Raw genomic sequence first — 22,116 nt, 5'->3', positions numbered from 1 at the left:
GAGCAGTTCCGATTGACTTGTGACAACTCGTGACATCGGCGCCCTGCGGCCCATTTACGTGAAGCGGTCCTAATCGCAAAACCGCAGTTCACGGCATCTAAAGCTTGAGCCTCCTGTCAGGATTGAACTGACGACCTTTCGCTTACAAGGCGAGTGCTCTACCACTGAGCTAAGGAGGCGTGCCCGGCGAACCGAGCGGCACCATCATAACGAGAGACCCTCCTGCCGACGCCCGCCCACCCCGTCGGTCCCGGTGGCGGCGACGCTGACCCTGTTCCCGCCCTGCCGCTTCGCCTCGTACATGGCGGCGTCGGCACGATCGAGAAGGCTGTTGAGCATCACGGCGGTGTCGTCGCGAGCGTGCGTCAGGGGCATGGAGGCCACCCCGATGGATGCCGAGATCGGGGTGGCGTCGTCGTCTCGATGAATGGCGTGCAGCAGCGCGCGGGCGACGGCCGGTCCCCTCGACTCGTCGCCGGCGACGACCACGAGGAACTCCTCGCCGCCGATGCGGGCCGAGACGGCGTCGAAGGACACCCGCCCGATGCGCGCAGCAGCTCGGCGGAGGACGTCGTCGCCGATGGTGTGGCCGTAGCGATCGTTGACCGACTTGAACGCATCGAGGTCGAGACAGATCGCAGACACGACGGTCACGTCGTCGACTGGGGCGAGCCGCGCACTCCGCACCATGGACCCGACGTCCACGAGCAGTCCGCGCCGGTTTCGCAGTCCGGTCAACTGGTCGTAGAAGGCGCGAGCAGCGTCGTCACGGAGCGCGGTGAAGAAGAAGTGGTTCAGGGAGGAGGCGGCGAACAGGATGACGAGAACCGTGAAGAGCGTGGACACCGCCGCGGACAGCGCCACCGGAGTGTCCGTCACGAGCCGGGTGAACAGGCACAGCGCCAGACCGAGAGCCAACAGCTCGTGAGAGAGGAAGACGCGCACACCGTGGAACGCGTTGGCATAGTTCCCGATGGTGACCAGCAGAGCGGCCGACATCACGACGATCTGGGAGGGCGGCAGCGCGAGGAGCACCGACGCGATGGTCACATCGGCGATCACGACGAATCGTAAGGACCACCTCTCGGTGAGGAATCCGCCGCGCGCCCATGCCAGACCGAGCGACACCGACACGACCGTGCCGACGACGAACACCCACCACGGTCCGTCGTTCTCGCGCGACGACAGCGAGGTCACCAGATCCGCGGCAGTCTTCCCCGCGAGCAGGAAACACGCTGCGGCGATGAGGTAGGGCGCAGTCCTGAGGTACGCGTGGGTTCGGTGATAATTTGCCACCCACGCGTAGTCGATGTCGGACGACCACCACTCGCGGAGAACGCGCACTCGAACCAGCCTTGCATCGTCACGGTCAACTGAGACGAAGGCCCCGCTCCTTCGCTTCCGCCGATGATATGGCTCTCGAACCCGGAACACTGCACCATTGCCGGAATCAATACCGTTAGAGGCATTTTTACGGTCTTTGGGACGGTTTCCATACCGGGTACCTCGGCCGGGAAACACCCGGGTTCACCCGGTACCTTCGTCCTCGAACCACCGGACACGAGAGCGGACCGAGAGAAGGAATGACCTACCTGCAGGGCTTAGCGTCGACGTTACGACGCATGACAGGCGAGCGACGCGCCATCGTCGACACCCCGGCGGGTGCACCCAGTCCGCTGCAGCCCATCGACCTCACCGACGACGCCAGTGTGTCGGAGGTGCTCGACCTCGCGGTGCGTGTCGGCGAGGTGACCCTGGCCGCCGGGACCGGTGCCATCGACACCGCCAATCAGGTGCAATTCATCGCCTCGACGTACGGCCTCGCCCGGTGCGACGTGGACGTCACCTACAACTCGATCGTCATCAGCGCCTACCGCGGACCGACACTCCCCCCGGCCAGCACGATGCGCATCGTGCACTACCGGTCCATGGACTTCACGCGCCTGGCCGACGTGGACGCTCTCGCCCGCAAGATCCGCCTGGAGGTTCCGACACCGGCGGTCGCTCTCGCGGAACTCAAAGAGGTCACTCACGCGCCGCACCCCTACAACCGGTGGATCGCCACCCTGGCGTGGGCGGGCATGGCCGCGGCGATCTCGGTGCTGCTCGGCGGCGGTGTGCTGGTGGCCGCGGTGAGCTTCCTGTCGACGATGGTGATCGACCGCGTCGGCCGAGTGCTGAACCGTGCCGGTCTGCCCTTCTTCTTCCAGCAGGTGGTCGGCGGTTTCATCGCGTCGGCGCCCGCCATCACGCTGTACAACTTCCAGGAACAACTGGGCATCTCGATCCTGCCGTCCCAGGTCATCGCGGCCGGAGTGACAGTGCTGTTGTCGGGGCTGTCGCTGGTCGGCTCGGTGCAGGACGCCATCACGGGGGCCCCGATCACCGCCGCGGCCCGCTTCTTCGAGCTGTTGATGATGACGGGCGGCATCATCGCGGGTGTCGCGACGACCCTTCGACTGGCGGCGCTGCTGGGCGCCGAGCTGCCGGTCATGAGCAACGTCGCGCCACCTGACCTCGCCCAGGTGCCCACCAAGGTGCTGGCCGGCGCGTTCGCGGCCCTCTTCTACGCGCTGGCCTGCTACGCGGAGCGCCGAGGTCTCACGGCGGCGTTCGCCGGCGGTTTCGCCGGTGCGCTGGTGTTCCTCATCGCGCAGCAGGTCGGCTTCGGGCCGGTGCTCTCGTCCGCGATCGCCGCGACGGTGGTCGGCTTCGCCGGTGGTCTCATGGCGCGCCGCGCCCTCATCCCGCCGCTGATCGTCGCCGTCGCCGGTATCACCCCGCTGCTGCCGGGTCTGTCGGTCTATCGCGGCCTCTTCGCCCTGCTCAACGATCAGACGTTGCTGGGCCTCAGCGCGCTCCTGGCGGCGGTGGGCACGGGCGGCGCACTGGCCGGCGGCGTCACGCTGGGCGAATGGGGTGCGCGCACACTGCGCCGCCCCCGCATAGTCGAACGCACCGAGTCCCTGCGCCGACCCATCATGAGACTGGGCCGCGCGGACTCGGTGCGTTCGAAGCTTCCGGTCAGGTCGCGGAGACGGTCCGCGGCGCGCTGGAAGTAGAGATCAGGAGGGGTTCTCGACGCGGTGACGACCGGCGGCGTCCTCTTCCATGGCCTCGCGGAGACTGCGGGGACGCATGTCGGTCCAGTTCTTCTCGACGTACTCCAGGCACGCTGCCCGGCTCTCCTCGCCGAACACGACGCGCCATCCCTGGGGCACCTCGGCGAAGGTGGGCCACAACGAGTGCTGATCCTCGTCGTTGACCAACACGTAGAAGCGTCCGTCTTCGTCGTCGAACGGGTTGGTGCTCATCTTGCCTCGCTCACTGCAAACGTCGATGCCGGGCGTTCCCGGCGGGCCTTGTCGGTCTCGGCGCGGGTCGTCGCGCCTGTGGAACCGGTGTCGACCCTAGCAAGGACCGCGGCACCGGCACGCCTCGCAACGATCGAGTTCAGGATTTCTCCGGATCTGATCGCCACATTCGAGAGCAACGACGACGTGATGCCGTGCGTGGTCTCGGTGCCGCCCTGCAGGTAGACACCGGGTGCATCGGCGGTGTCGGCCTCCGACGTCGCCAGCAGGCGATAGTCGCGTGTCACGACGCGGGGGCCGCCGTCCTCGGGCGCCAGCTCGCCGAGGAGCGGGCGCAGGGGCGCAGGCCGGAAGCCGGTCGCGAGCACGAGAGCGTCGCAGTCGAGGGTGTCGGCAATGCCGTCGATGCTGTCCCGAATGGTCACCTCGATGCCGTCGGCCGTCTCGACCACGCCGTCGATGGTGGACGCGCGGCGCATGAACAGCCGGCGGTGCCCGCTGACACGCTCCGCGTACTCCGCGCGGTAGAGCTCCTCGATCAGTTCGATGTCGACGACCGAGTAGTTGGTGCTGCGGTGCAGCGCGATGAGCCGCTCCCGCTCGAGGGCCGGTGCCCGGTGCAGTTCGTCGACCGCGGACGGATCGAAGATGCGGTTGGCGTAGGGACTGTCGTCGGCGGGGCTGTAGCCGTATCGCGCGAAGACACTGTGCACCTCGGCGTGCGGGTAGTGACCGTGCAGGTACTGCACCACCTCGGCCGCTGACTGGCCTGCGCCCAGCACCACGAACCGTCCGTGGGTCGGCTTCGGCAGCTCGGCCATACGTGGCAGGAAGTCGTGGTTGTGGAAGCACCGTGCGGACAGCGATGCCCACTCGGGGACCCGCTGGGTCAACCCGGCGCCGACGGAGACGTTGCGGGTGCGCACGACTGTGCCGTCGTCGCACCGGACGGTCAGGACGTCGCCGTCCTGCGTGATGTCCGCGACGGACGTGCCGAAGCGGACGTCGGCGTCGACCCGGTCGGCAGCCCAGGACAGGTAGTCGTGGAACTCGTGCCGCGTCGGGAAGAACGTCTGGTGATTGACGAAGTCCACGAGCCGGTCGCGCTCGTACAGGTAGTTGAAGAAGGTGAAACCGCTCCGCGGATTGCGGAACGTGACCAGATCCTTCGGGAACGCGATCTGCATGGTCGCGCCGTCGAGCAGCATGCCGGGATGCCACCCGAAGCTCTCCTGACGTTCCACGAACACCGCCCGGACGCGCTCGTGCTCCGCGCACGTCTCGTTGTGTTCCTCGATCGCGATCGCCAGCGCGAGATTCGCAGGTCCGAAACCGACACCCACGACGTCGAGTACTTCTGGACTGCTCATGCTTCTCCCACCCGTTCCGTCCCGGATCGGATCGTCGCGTGGACGTCGGGACCGTAGGTCAGCTTAGCCTAGCCTTTGCTGGTCCACTAGCCCTCGACGACCGATCGCAGGTGCAGAGTGAGCCGTTCCACGAACCGACCGATCGCCCCGCGATCGGCACCCGCAGCGAACTGCAGCTGCGCGAAAAGTGCAGCGTCGTGGTCCGATTCGCTCTCGTGCACACTCAGCGTCAGGTCGGCCCACGGTCGCCCGACGGGCACCGGCAGGAGTGCCGCACCCGCGTCGCCGAGGTCTGCGACGTGGTGGTGCACCACCAGGAACTGCGGACGGTGCATCTCTGGCACGCCGGCGCCCTCGACGATGTCGACATAGGAAGGACCGGAACGGCTCAGCGCCGCGACGGTCTCCGCCTGCACCCGACGAGCCACCGTCGCCAGATCGGATCCTGTTCGCGTGCGGATCGGCACGACGTCGGCGAACGCACCCACCATGGCGTGCGTGCTCTCGTCGTCGCGGCCGGCGACCATCGTGGCGAGCGCCAGGTCCTCACCCGCACCGAGGTCGGTGAGAGCGAGCGCGAAGGCGGCGTGCAGAACCGACACGAGACCCGCACCCTCGATGCTGCGTAGTGCTCGCACCACGTCGACACCGATCTCGATCGCGACGGCGTCGGATCCGCACTCACCCAGTGCGATCGGAAGACTCACTCGACTCGGCACACCGTCCAGGGTCTCGCGCCACGACGTGATCGCCGAGTCGTCGGCGTCCCGTCGGGCGACGGACCAGCGAGCGACGTCGCTGTACCGCAGCGGCAGCGGCGTGAACTCCGGCGCCTCGGCCCCGGAACGCGCCTGCGCAGCGTGCATCAGATCGGTGAGCAACGGGACCACCGACCACTCGTCGACGGCCCAGTAGTGCATGACCAGGAGAACTATTCTTTCCCTGGAATCGTTCTGTAGCAGCATGATTCGCAGACCCGGTCGCTGCGTGAGATCCAGGGGTTCCTGTGCGATCTCGTAGGCGCGGCGGCGGATGTCGTCCGCCCCGACGTCGACGGTCTCGAGCGCCACCGGGTCGCCGAGGGCGGACCCCTCGCCCGGCACCAGAACCGAGTGCAGCGGTTCGTGCCGCTCTGCGACATCGCCGACCGCGGCGGCGAGCACCGCGGTGTCCACGTCGGGCAGTTCGAGAACCAGTGCGTGGTCGGCCTGCACCACGTGCCCGTTCTGCAGCCTGGTCTGCTGCATCGGACTCAGCGGCACGACATCCGGCCTGTCCGCGTGCGCGGTCAGGTGCGGTCCCTCGTGTCCACCGCGATCGGCGAGTCGCTCCGCCAAGGCGCGGACGGTCGACGCCTCGAACACGTCGCGCACCGAGATGTCGACGTCGAGTTCGGCGCGGACGGCCGACACCCACTGCATCGCGGCCATCGAATGACCGCCTAGAGCGAAGAAGTCGTCGTCCGTTCCCAGCTCGTCCAGGCCCAGAACCGCTGCGGCACTGCGCACCAGTGCACGCTCGACGTCCGTGGTGGGAGCGCGACCCCCGACCACCGACGACCACTTCGGCCGCGGCAACGCCGCTCGGTCCAACTTGCCGTTGGGTGTCAACGGCAACGTCCCGTCGACCACCACGACGAGAGTGGGCACCATGTAGTCCGGCAGCACCGTCGCCGCGTGCGTCCGCACCGCGTCGCCCGTGAGATCGTCACGCCCGGTGACGTATCCGACGAGTCGGCTCACCCCGGACGACTCGTGCACGACGACGGCGGTCTGGTCGACACCGTCGAACGACGCCATCGCGGCCATGATCTCGCCCGGCTCGATCCGGAACCCCCGCACCTTGATCTGATCGTCGACGCGGCCGAGGAAGTCGAGATTGCCGTCGGCACGCCAGCGTGCCCGGTCGCCGGTGCGGTACATCCTGCCGCCGGGAGCGGCGACATCGGGCACGAAGCGGTGGGCACTGAGCCCCGGCTGCCCGAGGTAGCCGCGTGCCAACCCGCGGCCGGCGATGTACAGCTCCCCCGACACCCCGACGGGGACGGGCCGCAGCCGATCGTCGAGCACGTACGCGCGCTCGTTGGGGTCGGGCACGCCGATGGGCACGGACGACGTCCAGCCCGGACGGGCCTGCCACAGAGTGTTGTTGACCGTCGCCTCGGTCAGTCCGTACGCCGCGAGCAGGTTCAGATGCTCGGACCAGGCGGAGATCACCGCGGGCGGCACCGTCTCGGTACCGACGAGCACGGTGCACCCCTCGGGTAGTGCGCATCCCGGCGGAAGCGCCGCCATGAGCGACGGCGGGATGATCGCGTGGGTCACCCCGTGCTCGGCGCAGAAGTCGGTGAGCTCGGGACCGGCCACACGCGCGTCGTCGGGCACGATCACCAGTCGCGATCCCGTGCACAGGGCCATGGCGAGTTCGAAGACCGCGACGTCGAAGCCGACGGACGCGAACTGCAGGACCACCGATCCGGTGGTGAGCCGCATGCGGTCCTCCGCCGTGGCCACGAGTGACGAGATGCCCTCGTGCGGCACCACGACACCCTTGGGGCGGCCGGTCGAACCGGACGTATAGATGACGTACGCCGCGAGTTCGAGCGAGGCCGGTCGCGCGAGCTCGACACCGATCGACAGCGGGATGTCCTCCACGAGGACGTGTTCGGCCGCGGACGGCACCTGCGCGGTAGCCGCAGCCGACGTCAGCGCGAGGGTCGCACCCGAATCGGTGACCATGTACTCGAGCCGGTCCGCAGGATGCTTCAGGTCGAGCGGGAGGTACGCCGCGCCCACCGCGAGCACCGCCATGGTCGCCGCGATGGTCCACACCGACCGGGGCACCGCGACGGCAACGACTCCCTCGGGGCCGACGCCGCGACGCTGCAACTCCGCGGCGATGTCGAGGACGTGCTCGTGCAGATCCGCGTAGGTCCACGTCGTGGTCTCGTCCACCACCGCGATCGCCTTCGGAGTGGTCTCGACCCACCGCAGATACGACTCGAACAGCGACTCCTCGGGCACCGCACGCGCGGTGTCGTTGAAGCGCCGGACGACGTCGTCGCGCTCGGTGGGCAGGAAGATGTCGACGTCGTCGACCACCGCCCCGGCATCGGTCGCCAGTGCGTCGAGCACCGCGAGCTGACGTGCCGTGATGGCCTCGGCAGTCGACGCGTCGAACAGATCCTCGGCGTACTCGAGCTCGAGCACCAGGCGGTCGGAGGTGAGATCCTCGGTGTAATTGAACACCAAGTCGAACTTCGCCGGCGTCATCAGCGCCGCGTCACCGTCGCCGAGCGGACCGGTGTGATGGCTGATCATGACCTGGAACAACGGGTTCCGCGACATGCTGCGCTCAGGAGCGACCCGCGCGACCACCGCGTCGAACGGCACATCCGCATACGCGAAGGCCTCGAGGTCGACGTTGCGCGCCTCCTCCACCGCCCGCTGCAGCGTGGAGCGGCCGTCGACCGTGGTGCGCAGAACCAGCGTGTTGACGAAGAAGCCGACGAGCTGGTCGAGCCCCTCCTCACCGCGCCCGGCCACCGGGGCGCCGAGCACGATGTCGTCGGACCCGGTGATCCGGTGCAGCAGCACCGCAGACGCCGCGTGCAGGGTCATGAAGACACTCGCGTCGAGACTCCGCGCGAGTGTCCGCAGGGCTCGCACGGTCTCGGGATCGACGGTGCGACGCACCACCGATCCGCGATGACTCGGCCGCGGCGGACGCGGCCGGTCGGTCGCGAGTTCGATCTCGTCGGGAGCGCCGGCCAGGGCGGACTGCCAGTAGGCGAGCTGACGCCCCGCGAGCGACTCCGGATCTGCGGCATCGCCGAGCAGGTCGGCCTGCCACAGCGTGTAGTCCGCGTACTGCACGGGCAGCGGAGGACGGGCATCCGTGTCACCGGACAGTCGCGCGGCGTAGGCCGCCATCAGGTCGGCCAACAGTGGCCGGTCCGACCACTCGTCGGTCGTGATGTGGTGCAGGACGAGCACGACGACGCACGAGGTGTCCTCGTTCCGGATCAGCGCCGCACGGATCGGGATCTCCCGGCGCAGATCGAACGGCCGCGCCGTCATCTCGGCGACCACGGCGGCGGCATCGGATTCGTGAACGAGCAACTCCGGTGACGCTGTCGCCAGGACATGCTGCGCCAGAACGCCGTCCGCTTCGCCGAAGACGGTGCGGAGCGACTCGTGCCGTTCGACGACGTCGGCGAGAGCGAGCCGGAACGCATCCTCGTCCAGCTGCTCGGGGAGCGGCAGCACGATCGGGAAGTTGTAGGCGGCCGAGTCCGGATCCAGCTGGTGCAGCAGCCAGAGCCGTTGCTGCGCAGCCGACATGGGCACGACATCCGGTCGGTCGTACCGATGCAGAGCCGGCCGCGCGTCGTCACCTCGCGCTCCGACGAGTGCAGCGAGACCCGCCACGGTCGGCGCGGCGAACAGATCACGCACACTCAGCTCGGTGTCGAGCGCCGTCCGTGCACGGCCGACGACGCGAGTGGCCAGCAGTGAATGCCCACCGAGATCGAAGAAGTCGTCGTGAATCCCGGTGCCGCTGCGGCCGAGCACGTCGTCGAACACGCTGCACAGCACACGTTCGACCTCGGTCCGCGGCGGCACGGCGTCGACGACGCTGTCGTCCGGCGCCGGCAGTGCGGCGACGTCGAGCTTGCCGTTGACGGTCATCGGGAAGGTGGACACGAGCACGACGGTAGGCACCATGTAGTCCGGCAGAACCACGGCACAGGCCGCCCGTACCGATTCGGCATCCGCGTCGGTGTCGACGTAGGCGATCAACCGGGCCAGCCCGCCCGGCCCCGTCGAGGTGACGACCGCGGCGCGGCGGACGCCGGCCACCGACGACACGACCGAGGCGACCTCACCGAGTTCCACCCGGTGACCGCGGATCTTGACCTGATCGTCGGTGCGGCCGAGGTAGTCGATCAGTCCCGTTCCGACGCGGCGACGCACGAGGTCACCCGTGCGGTACGCGCGCTCCCCCGTCCCGAAGGGGTCGGCGACGAAGCGGTCCGCCGTGAGGCCGAACCGTCCCGCGTAGCCACGGGCGAGTCCGGCTCCGGCGATGTACAACTCGCCGGCCACGCCGTCCGGTACGGGCCGCAGCCAGCCGTCCAACACGTGCGCCTCGGTGGCGCGGATCGGCAACCCGACCGTCGGCGTCTCGCTCTCGTCGGTACCCGCGCCGAGGGTGTTGATCGTGTACTCGGTGGGGCCGTACAGGTTGTAGCCGAGCACGCCGTCGGTGGATCGCAGTGCGGACCACACGTCGTCGCCGACGGCTTCACCGCCCAGCAGGACGAGCGACGGTCGATGCCCGTCGAGCAGACCAGTCTCGAGGAGAAGGGAAGCGTACGTGGGGGTCACGTTGATGACGTCGATGCGCTCCTCGTCGATGTAGCGGACCAGGGCATCGGCGTCGCGGCGCAGCACCTCGTCGGCGACGTGCACCTCGTGACCCTCGACGAGCCACAACAGCTCCTCCCAGGACATGTCGAACGCGAACGACACCGTGTGCGCGATACGGAGCGCGCGTCCTGCAGAAGCCACGACCGGGTCGAAGATCGCAGCCTGGTGGTTCAGCTGCATGTTCGTCAGTCCGCGGTACGGCGTGACGACGCCCTTGGGCGTCCCGGTCGACCCGGACGTGTAGATGACGTAGGCCGGGTGATCGAGCCGGTGCGGCGTTCCGGGCGCGAACGCCCCCAGTTCGGCTGCGGTGAGCGGTGACTCGTCGTCGAGTGGTTCGAGCACGACGATGCCGTCGCGTCCGCTCAGTCGGCGAACGACCGCCTCCGTGGTGAGGGTGCACAGCGGACGAGCGTCGTCGAGCAGTGCGTGGATGCGGGCATCGGGATGATCGAGTTCGAGGGGCAGATAGGCCGCGCCGGTGCGCAACACGGCGAACAGCGCGACCACCATGTCGAGACTGCGAGGCAACGCGAGAGCGACCACGGTCTCCGGTCCCGCACCGCGGCCCAGCAGGACGCGCGCCAGACCTTCCACCCGGCCGGCCAACCCGGCGTAGGTGAGGTGCTCGGACCCGGCGACGAGTGCGATCGCGTCGGGATTCTTCTGCGCTGTGCGGAGCAGCATCTCGGTCACGGTGAGATCGGGAACCTCGTCGACGTGTCGGTCGAGGCGTGGCAGCGCCGGCAGAACCGAGCGCGACCCCTCGGTCGCGAATGCCCCCACCAGGCGGGTGAACTCGTCCGCGATCAGGTCGACCCGCTCGACGTCGATCGCCTCCGGCCGGTACTCGACCGTCACGGCGATCCGAGCACCGGGCGTGACGACCACGGTGAGCGGATAGTTCGTGTGGTCGATGCTGTCGGTGCCGGCGACACCGTGCGCCTCGTTCAGGGACGCCGCCGAGTCCTCGGAGACGAAGTTCTGCACCACGCATAGCGTGTCGAACAGAGTGCGGTGCGGCGACACCTCGATGATCTCGGCGAGACCGAGGTGATCGAACTCCATCGCCTCCACGCGGTCGCCCTGGACACGGCGGACCAGGGCGTCGACGTTCTCGCGGGGATCGAGCACGGTACGGACGGGCACCGTCGACAGGAACATCCCTGGTGCGGTGTCGAGTGCCTCGACCTCGGGCGGTCGGCCCGCGACCGTGATGCCGAAGACCACGTCGGTGCGGCCGGTGGCCGACGAGATCGCCAGTGCCAGAGCGGCCGTGACCACGGCGTTGAGCGTGACACCGCGCTGACGGGTCGCGGCGCCGAGCGCGGCCGTCGTCGACGCATCGAGCTCGTCGCGTCGACGCAACGGGACACCGACCGGCGGCGCGGCGCGGTGCGCCACCAGCGTCGGCTCGTCGAGACCGGCCATCGCCGTCGCCCACGCGGTGCGGGCCGCGACGCGGTCGCGTTCCGCGAGCCACGTCAGGTACCGCTCGAACGCGGTGTCCGCCGGCGCGGGCAGCCCCGGATTCTCGTAGCGGGCGAGCAACTCTGCCACCATCACACCGTTGGACCAGCCGTCCCAGACGAGGAACTGTCGGTTGATCACCAGTCGGTCGCGCCCACCGTCGAGGTGCAGGACGAGCACCCGCCACAGCGGCGGCGTCGACAGGTCGAACGGGGTGTCGCGGTCCTCCTGCATCCACCGCTCGGCCTCGTCGTCGTCTCCGGCGTGTGCCTCGCGCACGGGCACCTCGCACGACGACGACACGACCTGCACCGGCACACCGGCGGCCGTTTGCGTGAACCCTGCGCGCAGCTGTGGGTGGCGGCGCTGCAGCCCGGCGAGGGCGATGCGCAGCCGCTCGAGATCGAGGCGGTGATCGAAGTCCAGCGCGAACTGCGCCGTGTAGTTGTCACGCTCCCCCGCGGACAGGCTCTCGAAGACCAGCCCCTCCTGCAGAGGAGTCAACGGCCACACGGTCTCGACGGATCCCTGTGCGGTCAACGCCGTCAGCTCGTCGGCAGTGACGTCGACGAGGGGGACGTCCGACGGCGTGAGGATCGGCGGTCCATCGTGTGTGCGGGCGGCCTCCGCGAGATCTCCGAGCGCCGTGCGGAACTCGTCGGTGAGCGAGGTGACCGCCTCGGGCGACAGGTGCGCGGACGACCAGGCGAACTGGGCCGAGAGAGTCGGCTGTGCACCGTCCGTCACGTGCGCGTTGATCACCAGACGGTAGGGACCGCCCATGTCGGCATCGGGATCCGTACGCACGGTCTCCGGAGCCCTGTCGAACGGGGCCGACCCGGCGGCCGGCACGCGGCCCAGGTAGTTCAGCAGGATCTGCGACTGCTCACCGCGTGCGAGAAGGGCTGCGGTGCGAGCGTTCCCGTAGCGCAGGAGCCCGTATCCGAGACCACCGTCGGGCGCCGCACGCAGCGCCTCCTTCGTCTCCGCGAGCACCGTGACGGGATCGGTTCCCGGCCGCAGCCGGACCGGAGCGATGGACGTGAACCACCCCGTGGTGCGCGAGAGATCCGCCGCATCCGACCGACCGTGGCGCTCGAGGTCGACGAGGACATCGTGGTCGACGGACCACCGGGTGAGGGCGAGCCGGAGCGCTGCCGCGACGACGTCGGTGACATCGCCGCGCACGAGAGAGGGCACACTGCCGAGCACCTCGGCGGTGACCTCGGACGACACGTCGACGGTGCGGACGTCGCCCTGACCGACCACGGCGTGGTCGGTGTCTCTCGGTGTCTGCGGGGAGACCGGAGGTCGGCCGGTGATGAGCGCGCCGCCCGGCGCGGTGACGGCGGTCCAGTGGTCCAGTTCCGCGAGACGAGCGGGGCTGTGGGCACTCTCGTCGAGCAGGCGCCCGTACTCCCGCAGTGAGGTCCGCACGCGGTCCAACGTCGGGGTCTGGCCGCTGTCGTGGGCGATCCACGCCAGTGCGAGGTCCTCGACGAGGATGCCCCACGAGACCCCGTCGACGACGAGGTGATGCGCGACGAGCAGCAGCCGGCCGGGCTCGGAGCCACGGTCGAACCACACGACCTCGAGCACGGCGCCGGCCTCGGGAGCCAGACGGTCGGTGGCGGCATCGGATTCGCGCGCGACGAGGTCGGCGAACGCAGACTCGTCGAGATCGACCGCGTGGACGCGGTGCACGGTGACCGGGGCCTCGGGGCGCACCGCGGTGGTCCAGACACCGCGGAGGTGACGGGTCAGGACGAGGCGCAGGCTGTCGTGATGTTGGACCAGCGCATCGACGGCGCGCTGCGGCGTGGTCTCCTCGACCGGAGCCGGAACCACCAGCAGCAGTGACTGGTTGAAGCGATCGGTGCTACCGGACCACTCGGACAGTCGGTGCACCACGGGGAGCGGGCGCACCTCCCCGACACCGGACTCCGCGACCGTGGCGGCCTGCGGAGTCTCGACCCGTGCGACCTCCGCGAGCGCACGCGGAGTGCGCTTCTCGAAGACGTCGCGGGCGCTGATCTCGAGACCGCTGCCCCGCGCCAGGTTCACGAGCCGGATGGCCAGGATGCTGTCGCCGCCGCGGGCGAAGAAGTCGTCGTCCTCACCGACCGCCGCTCCACCGAGAACGGTGTGGAAGTGGGTGCACAGCAGCGCGACCGGACCCGACCCCGTCTCCGTGGTGGTGGGAGTGTCCGCGCGAACGGCGGCCAGCAGCGCTGCCCGGTCGAGCTTGCCGCTGGGGCCGGTCGGCAGATCAGCCACCACGGACAGCGTCGTCGGCACCATGTGCCCGGGCAGACGGTCGGCCAGGTACGACCGGAGTGCGGCCCCGTCCACCGACCCCACCACGAACGCGGCGATCTGCGCGGTCCCGCGGTCGGTGCGCACCACCGTGGCGGCCCGGTCGACGGACGGATGCGAGCGCAGCGCCGCGTCGATCTCACCGAGCTCGATACGGAAGCCCCGCACTTTGACCTGGGTGTCGGCGCGACCGAGGTAGTCCAGCGCCCCGTCGCGCCACCGCACGATGTCGCCGGTGCGGTAGAGCCTCTCCCCGTCCGGCGCGGCGACGAACCTGGTGGAGGTGAGACCGGGGCGGCGAAGATACCCGCGCGCCAGCTGCGGACCCGCCAGGTACAGCTCGCCCGGCACGTCCGGTCCCACCGGCGACAGCCACCCGTCGAGTACGCGGAACCCGACGGCGGGCAGCGCAGATCCGATGGGCACCGCGTCGCCGGGGTGGTTCTGCACGCCCTGCGCGGCGGTGACGTCGACGGCCGCCTCGGTCGGGCCGTAGAGGTTGTCCAGGCGCACGTGTGGAAGCAGCTCGCCGACGCGGCGCGCGGACTCTGCGGACAGTGCCTCACCGCTGCAGACGATCACGCGCAGCGACGTGCACGTCGCGACGTCCGGATCGGTGAGGAACGCGTCGAGCATCGAGGGGACGAAGTGCACCCAGGTGATCTGCTGCGCGCGGATCACCTCGACGAGACGGGCGGTGTCGCGGTGCGCATCCGGGTCCGCGAGCACGAGCGTCGCTCCGGACACCAGCGGTCCGAAGAACTCGCTGACCGAGACGTCGAAACTGGAGGGCGTCTTCTGCAGCACTCGGGTGCCCACGGCGAGCGGAGTGTGATCGCGCATCCACTCGAGGCGGGGCACGATGGCGCTGTGCGGCACCACCACTCCCTTGGGACGGCCGGTCGATCCCGAGGTGTAGATGACGTACGCGGCGTCGGCTGGGGCGGGCCCGGGTGCTGCCGTCGGCTCGGCCTCGAACGGTGCGAGATCGCCGTCGATCACCGCGGCGGGATGCGCGTCCTCGATCATGAAGGCCAGACGCTCGGCCGGGTACCCCGGATCGAGCGGCAGGTACGCCGCGCCCGACCGGACGACCGCGAGCAGTGCGACCACCAGATCGATCGAGCGCGGAAGTGCCACCGCCACCACCGATCCCGGACCGGCGCCACGCTCGCGAAGACCGGCGGCGACCCGCTCGGCGCGCAAGTGCAGCTCGGCGTAGGTGAGGGACTCCTCGCCGTGGACGAGGGCGACGCCGTTCGGGGTGGTCCGGCGCTGCACCTCGAGGAGATCCACCAGGGTGGTCGAACTGTCGGACGAGGGCGCGTCGACGACCGCCGGACGGTCCGTCGGCATCACGGCGGACACCAGGGTGTCGGCCGGTGCGGTCGCGACGGCGACGACGGTGTCCAGCATCGACTGCGCCGTCGCTGCCGAGACCAGCGCCGCGTCGTACTTCAGCTCCAGAGTCAACCGATCGCCGGGAATCACCATGAGCGTCAACGGGTACGGCGAGTTCTCCTCGACCCGAATACCCGTCAACGCGATGGTGCCGGACGGATCGGCGATGGCGGTGTCGCCCAACGGGTAGTTCTCGACCACGACCAGCGAGTCGAACAACGAGTCCACGCCCGCGACACGACGCAGTGTCGGCACGCCTACATGGTGGTGATCGAGCAGATCGGCCTGTTCCTGCTGCCAGCGCTGTACCGCGGAGGCGACGGTGTCGTCCGCTCGCAGTCTCCATCGTGCCGGGATGGTGTCGATGAAGAGCCCCACCATGGACTCGATACCGGCGACCGGTGCCGACCGTCCGGACACCGTCGACCCGAACACGACGTCGCGTCGACCGGTGGCGCGTGCGAGCGCGAGACCCCAGGCTCCGTGCAGCAGGGAACCCTGCGTCACCGCGGCATCGCGCGCACGTCCCGACACCACGGCGGTGACGTCGGAGGAGAGGTCGACCCGCACGGATGCGGTACCACTGCCGGCGGCGCCGAACGCCGGGACCGGTACCGACTCGCGGACACCCTCGAGTGCCGCTCCCCAGACCCGCGCCGACGCGTCGATGTCGCGCTCGGCGAGGTGGCGGACCCACGCCGCGGGCGCGGTGACCGCGGGAAGAGCCGGAGTGTCCCCGTAGTGAGCGAGCATCTCGCGCAGCATGATCGGGATCGACCATCCGTCCGCGACGATGTGGTGGATCGACTGCACGAGGGACGAGCGGGTCTCGTCGTGGCGGACGAGGGTGTAGCGCACCAGCGGCGCGGTGCCCAGATCCATGCCGGCACCGGCGTGCTCGGCCAGCACCTCGTCGACGGTGCCGTCGGACACGGTGAACGGGACATCGACGGTGCGGTGCACCACCTGGACCACGCGCCCGTCGGCGAGGGGTCGGAAGCTGGTGCGCAGCGACGCGTGTCGAGCCACCACGTGCTCGAGCGCGGTGCGGAGCACGGCACTGTCGACCGGGCCACTGATCTCGACCACCTGCCCCACGACGTACGGGTCCGCGTCCCCGAAGGTGCTGTGGAAGTAGATGCCGTCCTGCACCGCGGTGAGGGGCAGGACGTCCTCGACGTCGTCCGGGAGCGCCGCGACGTCGTCCGCGCCGAGAGCAGCGAGCGGGAAGTCGGCGAGGGTGCGGCGAGCGCTCGACGCAGATCCGGCGACGCGGTCGAGTGCGGCGGTCCACGCATCCACGATGCTGTCGTCCACCACACCGGGCACCCAGCGCAAGGTCGAGACGAGCTCTCCCCCGGTCTCGATCACGTCGATCGTCAGCGCGTGCGCCGCAGGCTGATCAGGATCGGAGCCGCCGATGACGGACACCCCAGCCTCTGCACTACGGCCGAGGTAGTTGAACAGGACGCTCGGCGCCGCGGCCTCCGCCAGGGCGGGCTCGAGGCGCAGGTACCGCAATGCGCCGTATCCGACGCCCGACGCGGGTGCCGAGCGCAGCGAGTCGCGGATCTGCAGCAGGACATCGGCGTCCGAGCCCGGACCGGTCGGCAGCGCGACGGGACGGACGGTCGTGAACCACCCGACGGTGCGCGTCAGATCGACAGCGGGGGCCTCGACGACCTCGACGTCACGGCCGTGTCCCTCCACGTCCACGACGACCGACGGCAGCGAGTACCCGTCCCACGACGCGAGGGTGCGGGCGAGTGCTGCGAGGAGCACCTCGGTGGGCCCGGTGCGGTAGGCGGTGGCGACGTCGGTCAGCAGAGCCGCCGTGACGTCGGCGGGGGTGGTGACGGTGTGCGTCGCCGACAGTCGATCGGCCGCGGTGAGTGTGCGAGCACCGACAGTGTCGCTCGAGGTCGTCAGAACCTCACGCCACCAGGGTAGTTCGTGATCGAAGTGGCCGGCGTCCGCGGCATCGGCGACCAGGTCGGCCCAGCGGCGGATCGACGTGGTGACCGGTGGCAGCGTGGGCGTGCGGCCCTCGCTCAGCGCACCCAGTGCAGTCAGTAGATCCCCGAGCAGGATGCGCCACGACACCCCGTCGACGACGAGATGGTGCACCGACAGAATGAGCGTGTCGGCCTCGAGAGACACGGCCACCATGCCACCCGGTCGGGTCGGGTCGAGACGAGCCACGGTGTCCGCGACGGAACCGGTGCCGAACTCGGGGGACACGGTGTCGGCCGGCACGCTCAGACCCTCGCTCCACACGGCACGCAGCGCCGGGTGGTGGGCGACGACGAGCTCGACGGCCGCACGCACGAGTACAGGGTCGGTGCCCGGAGGCAGTGCCACGGAGGCGGTCTGGTGGAACGCGGAGCCGATGCCGCCCTGCTCGAGTGTCCGCGCGACGATGGGCGTGGCCACCACCTCGCCGACGGGATCGTCGTCGACGGTCACCAGCTCCGCCGGAGCCGCACCGGCGATCGCCTCGGCGGTACGCAGGGTGAAGACGTCGCGCGGGCCGATCGCCAGCCCCCGTTCGCGGGCCTGCGCGACCACCGTGATCGCTACGATGCTGTCGCCGCCCAGGGCGAAGAAGTCGTCCGTGACGCCCACACTCTTCACACCGAGCGCCGACGCCATCACCTCGCACAGCACGCGCTCCCGCTCGGTCCGCGGGGCCACGGCGTCGCCGCGCACCCGCTCCGGATCGGGCAGAGCGCGCCGGTCGACCTTGCCGTTCGCGGTGGTGGGGAAGGCATCGACCACGACGTAGGTGGACGGCACCATGTACTCGGGGAGGACACGAGCACAGTGCGTGCGCAGCACGTCGGGTGTCAGCGTCGCACTGTCCGGCACGACCCAGGCGGCGAGAAACGCCGCGCCGGCGCCGGTTCGGCGCACGTCGACGGCGGCGCGTCGCACACCGGGGCACGAGCCGAGCGCGGCTTCCACCTCCTCGAGCTCGAGACGCATGCCGCGGATCTTGACCTGGTTGTCCACCCGGCCGAGGAAGTCGAGGGTGCCGTCCTCAGCCCAGCGGGCGCGGTCGCCGGTGCGGTACAGCCGGGCGCCGGCGGGGCCGAACGGGTCGGCCACGAAACGCGACGCGGTCATGTCCGGTGCGCCGACGTAGCCACGACCGAGGAGGAACCCGCCCGCGTAGAGCTCTCCGCCGACGCCGACCGGCACCGGGCGCAGCAGCGGATCCAGCACGTAGAGCCGGGTGTTCGGGTTGGGGCGGCCGATCGACGTGGCGATGCGAGGAGCGTCGCCCGTGTAGATCACATGGGACACACCGATGGTGGCCTCCGCGGGCCCGTACCCGTGATACAGCGTGGTGCCGAGTCGAGAGCGGAAGCGCGCGAACAGCTCCGGAGTGAGCACCTCACCGCCGCACCACACGTGCCGCAGGCCGGACAACGATCCGTCCGTGTCGAGGGCCAGCAGCGCGTCGAGCATGGACGACACCAGGTAGACGAAGGTGACGTGGCGCCGCGAGATGACATCCAGGAGATACAGACCGTCCCGCTCGCCCCCCGGTTCGGCGATCACGAGGGTGCCACCCGACAGCAACGGGAGCAGGATCTCGTTCACCGAGATGTCGAAGGACAACGGCGCCTTGAACAACGAGGCGTCGCCCGGTCCGAAACCGAGCAGCCGATCGCGTTGCCACACCATGCGGGCACAGATGGCCTCGTGGCGGATCATGGCACCCTTGGGCGTCCCGGTACTGCCGGAGGTGAAGATGACGTAGGCGAGCTGCGATCCGTGCACCACGACGTCCGGCGCGGACGTCGGCAGGTCGCCGAACTGCCAGTCGTCGAGATCGACCGTCCACCGGCCCTTCTCGCCGCCCGCACCGGTGAGAACGACGCGGGTGTCCGCATCACGCTGTACCCGCTCGCGGCGATCCGCCGGCCAGTCCGGATCGAGCGGGACGAACGCACCGCCCGCCACCATCGCGGCCAGCACTCCCACGACCATCTCGATCGAGCGCGGCATCGACACGGCCACGACACCCTCACGGGGCAGGCCCGCGTCGAGAAGAGCATGAGCCAGCTGGTGCACCCGCTGCGAGAGCTCGGCGAACGTGAGCGTCCGCTCGCCCAGCACCACGGCAACCGCATCGGGGGTGGCGGCGACCTGCGCCGCGAACAGAGCGGGCACCGACGTCGACACGGACGGTTCCGCAGTGTCGTTGAAGGTGTGCAGCAGGCGATCGAGATCGGGCTCCGACATCGTCGACAGGGAGGACAGCGCCCGATCCGGCTGCGCGAGAACCTGATCGAGCACCCACTCGAAGCGGTCCCGGTGGCCGATCAGCGCGTCGTGGGCACCGGGCCGCGAGCGCAGGTCGAAGACCAGCGGCTCGTCGTCCCGGCCGCCGGTGACGGTGACGTCGAGATCACGCACCGGACCGGTCTCGAGGCTGTGCATGTGCGCCGGCGAGCCGCCGATGTCGATTCCGTGCTCCACCATGAGGACGTTGATGCCCGGCCCGTGCACCATGCGGTCACCGGAGTCCCGCAGCTCCCGGGCGATGTCCTCCCCGCGGAAGCGCCCGTGCCGGACCGCGCCGATCGACGCCCGCTGCAGTTCCCGCGCGACGTCGGCCACCGTCATCGACGGCGAGAGGCGCACCCGCACAGGAAGGATGGTCGACGCCATGAACGGCGTCGTCCGCGCACGACGGCCCACGCGGGCGGTCGAGGGCAGTGAGACGACGAGATCGTGACGGCCGGTGACCGCGGACAGGTACGCGATCCACACCGCCGGCGCGAGGCGGGTGCGTCGGACGTCCTCGCTCTCGGCGAAGGCGTACAGCGAAGCGAGGCGGTCGATCGGCGCCGAGACCCGCTCGGTGACCGCGGATCCGGTGTCCGGCACGTCGGGCAGCAGCACCGGCGGCTCGGGGGCGTCGGCCATCTGCTCGAGCCAGTAGTCCCGGTCTCGGCGGAACCCCTCGGACGCGCGGTACTCCGCATCGGCCACCACCAGCGGCTCGAGAGCCCACGCGGACACGGTCGGACGACCGGACTCCGGCCTGCCCGCGGGTGCGACTCCCCGCTCGGGATCCGCATAGCGCGCGCGGACCTCGTTGAAGATGATCGACATGCCGAAGCCGTCGACGATGCCGTGGTGATAGCGCTGATGCCAGAGCACGTGCTCGTCCCCGAGACGGAGGAGCGCCGTCGCGAACAGGTCGCGGGCGCCGCTGGTGTCCGCCGACGCGATGTCGGCCGCGATCCAGGCCTTCGCCTCGGCCATCGGGTCGGCAGCCGCGCGTAGGTCGACGACCCCGACCGACCACTCGTCGTCACTGCGGTACTGCACGGGCTCGGGGCCGGAGAAGTCGAACCTCACGTGCAGCGCGTCCGCGTCGGCGATGACCGACCGGATGACGTCACACGCGCGGTCGAGGTCGAGCGGGCCGGTGATCTCGACGAGCAGCGAGATGACGAAGTCGGTGCGGTCACCCAGCAGGTGCTGCGCGGTCCAGACCTCCGTCTGGGCAGCGGTCAACGGCAGCACAGCGGTGGTGACGACAGATCCCCGAGACATGAACGTAGGCTAACCTAACGCTCCTCCGGCGTTACTCGCGGAGGAACGTGAGAATCGCCTGATTGACCTCGTCGGGCTTCTCCAGGTATCCGTAGTGCCCCGCGTCGGCGATCTCGACGTAGCGACCGCCCGGAACCAGGTCGGCCACCTCGCGCGAGAGGTAGGCGGGAATCATCCGGTCGTCGGCGAAGCCCATCGCCAGGCACGGCACCGTGATGTCCCGGTAGGCGGACCGGCGGTCGAACGACTCGTCCAGAGAGAGCTGGGCACGCTGGCCCGGTGTCAGCGGCTGCACGGAGAACTCGAACAGGTCGAGCCAGTCCCGCGCCTTCGCGGGGTCGGCGAGCGACGCGGGAGAGAGGTTCAGGGCCGCCGTCACCGCTGCCGCGTACTTAGGCGGCAGCGTCGCCGAACTGTCCGCCAGCTCGCGCTCGCCGGCGCCGAGCACCTTCTGGAACTCGTCGAGCCGGGCGTGACCGGCCGCGAAGATCGCTCGCGAGACCAGGTCGGGCCTGGTCAGAGCCAGTTCCTGCGCCACGCGCGCACCCATCGACGTGCCCACGACGGCTGCCTTCTCGTCTGGGCCGGACCGCAGGTACTCGATGAGCGCCGCGGTGTCGGCGACCAGATCGTCCATCGTCATGCCGCCCGCGCACTCGTCGGTCGGGGCGATGCCGCGGTTGTCGAACGTGCACACCCGGAATCCCGCGGCCGTGAGCGCCGGCACCTGATGCAGCTGCCACACCCGGCCGGGGCTGCCCGTCCCCATGACCATGACGACGAGCGGACCCTTGCCCGTCACGGTGTAGTTGAGGCGGATGCCGTTGATGGTGCCGATGGGCATGGCGGGTGTCCTTCTTCCGATACGACAGCTGTTCGGGGCAGACGCTACCGGTCACGGTGCGCGTCCGGTTTTGCCGGGAACGAGCGCGAACTCGTAGAGTTCAGGTACGCGAGTGCGCCCCACCGGGCTGCACCACCACATCGTTCGACCCCAGGGAGACCCGCATGGCCACCGAGCCCGCCGAGACCGACATCGCCGACGAAGAGATCGAGACCCTGTCCGACGAGACCGCCCGCATGGCGCGTCGCGTCGTCGCCGCCTACGCGACGGACGCCGACGAGTGCCGCATGCTGCTGTCCATGCTGGGGATCAACCCGCCCGTCCGCGCCTGAGTGCCGCTCGCTCCTGCACTCCGATTGGCGTTCGGCGAGTGGGGTAAGCACGTGCTGACACCG

At 69.8% G+C, this 22,116-nt stretch carries 7 protein-coding genes and 1 tRNA gene; 2 read left to right on the top strand and 6 right to left on the bottom strand.

Annotation, left to right across the window (positions count from 1 at the left end; translation table 11 throughout):
- Positions 1 to 107 precede the first annotated feature (107 nt).
- A tRNA-Thr gene (locus HQ325_RS02760) sits at positions 108 to 179 on the bottom strand.
- A gap of 25 nt (positions 180 to 204) precedes the next feature.
- Entirely contained in the window at positions 205 to 1,344 is a 1,140-nt protein-coding gene (locus HQ325_RS02755; RefSeq protein WP_222626608.1) for a diguanylate cyclase, read from the bottom strand.
- A gap of 248 nt (positions 1,345 to 1,592) precedes the next feature.
- On the opposite strand from HQ325_RS02755, the gene HQ325_RS02750 reads away from it, so the two are divergent.
- The gene (locus HQ325_RS02750; RefSeq protein WP_374107205.1) at positions 1,593 to 3,062 is read left to right on the top strand and encodes a threonine/serine exporter ThrE family protein; all 1,470 of its coding nucleotides are present in this window, start codon (positions 1,593 to 1,595) and stop codon (positions 3,060 to 3,062) included.
- Positions 3,063 to 3,065: 3 nt separating this feature from the next.
- Here HQ325_RS02750 and HQ325_RS02745 read toward each other — a convergent pair whose 3' ends face one another.
- From HQ325_RS02745 to HQ325_RS02730, 4 genes are all read right to left on the bottom strand, one after another.
- A complete protein-coding gene (locus tag HQ325_RS02745; protein WP_027506921.1) occupies positions 3,066 to 3,314 on the bottom strand; it encodes an MbtH family protein in 249 nt (82 codons plus the stop codon).
- On the bottom strand, positions 3,311 to 4,684 hold the full coding sequence (locus tag HQ325_RS02740; RefSeq protein WP_222626606.1) for a lysine N(6)-hydroxylase/L-ornithine N(5)-oxygenase family protein: 1,374 nt from the start codon (positions 4,682 to 4,684) through the stop codon (positions 3,311 to 3,313). Before HQ325_RS02740 ends, HQ325_RS02745 begins: the two co-directional genes overlap by 4 nt.
- A gap of 86 nt (positions 4,685 to 4,770) precedes the next feature.
- Positions 4,771 to 20,877 (bottom strand): non-ribosomal peptide synthetase, encoded by a 16,107-nt coding sequence (locus tag HQ325_RS02735; protein ID WP_222626605.1) that lies wholly within the window; start codon positions 20,875 to 20,877, stop codon positions 4,771 to 4,773.
- A 31-nt stretch (positions 20,878 to 20,908) separates the two neighbouring features.
- Positions 20,909 to 21,721 carry an alpha/beta fold hydrolase gene (locus HQ325_RS02730; RefSeq protein ID WP_027506922.1) on the bottom strand — a complete coding sequence of 271 codons (813 nt, stop codon included), beginning with the start codon at positions 21,719 to 21,721 and terminating at the stop codon, positions 20,909 to 20,911.
- A 164-nt stretch (positions 21,722 to 21,885) separates the two neighbouring features.
- On the opposite strand from HQ325_RS02730, the gene HQ325_RS02725 reads away from it, so the two are divergent.
- Entirely contained in the window at positions 21,886 to 22,053 is a 168-nt protein-coding gene (locus tag HQ325_RS02725; protein ID WP_200933864.1) for a hypothetical protein, read from the top strand.
- Positions 22,054 to 22,116 lie beyond the last annotated feature (63 nt).

This window comes from Rhodococcus sp. BP-349, assembly GCF_019835845.1.
Taxonomy (GTDB): domain Bacteria; phylum Actinomycetota; class Actinomycetes; order Mycobacteriales; family Mycobacteriaceae; genus Rhodococcoides.
This window is presented reverse-complemented; position numbering and strand designations above follow the sequence as displayed.

Excerpts from the sequence above, each read along its gene's own strand:
- HQ325_RS02745 (WP_027506921.1), bottom strand. The coding sequence starts at position 3,314 with ATGAGCACCAACCCGTTCGACGACGAAGACGGACGCTTCTACGTGTTG.
- HQ325_RS02740 (WP_222626606.1), bottom strand. The coding sequence starts at position 4,684 with ATGAGCAGTCCAGAAGTACTCGACGTCGTGGGTGTCGGTTTCGGACCT.
- HQ325_RS02735 (WP_222626605.1), bottom strand. The coding sequence starts at position 20,877 with ATGTCTCGGGGATCTGTCGTCACCACCGCTGTGCTGCCGTTGACCGCT.
- HQ325_RS02730 (WP_027506922.1), bottom strand. The coding sequence starts at position 21,721 with ATGCCCATCGGCACCATCAACGGCATCCGCCTCAACTACACCGTGACG.
- HQ325_RS02725 (WP_200933864.1), top strand. The coding sequence starts at position 21,886 with ATGGCCACCGAGCCCGCCGAGACCGACATCGCCGACGAAGAGATCGAG.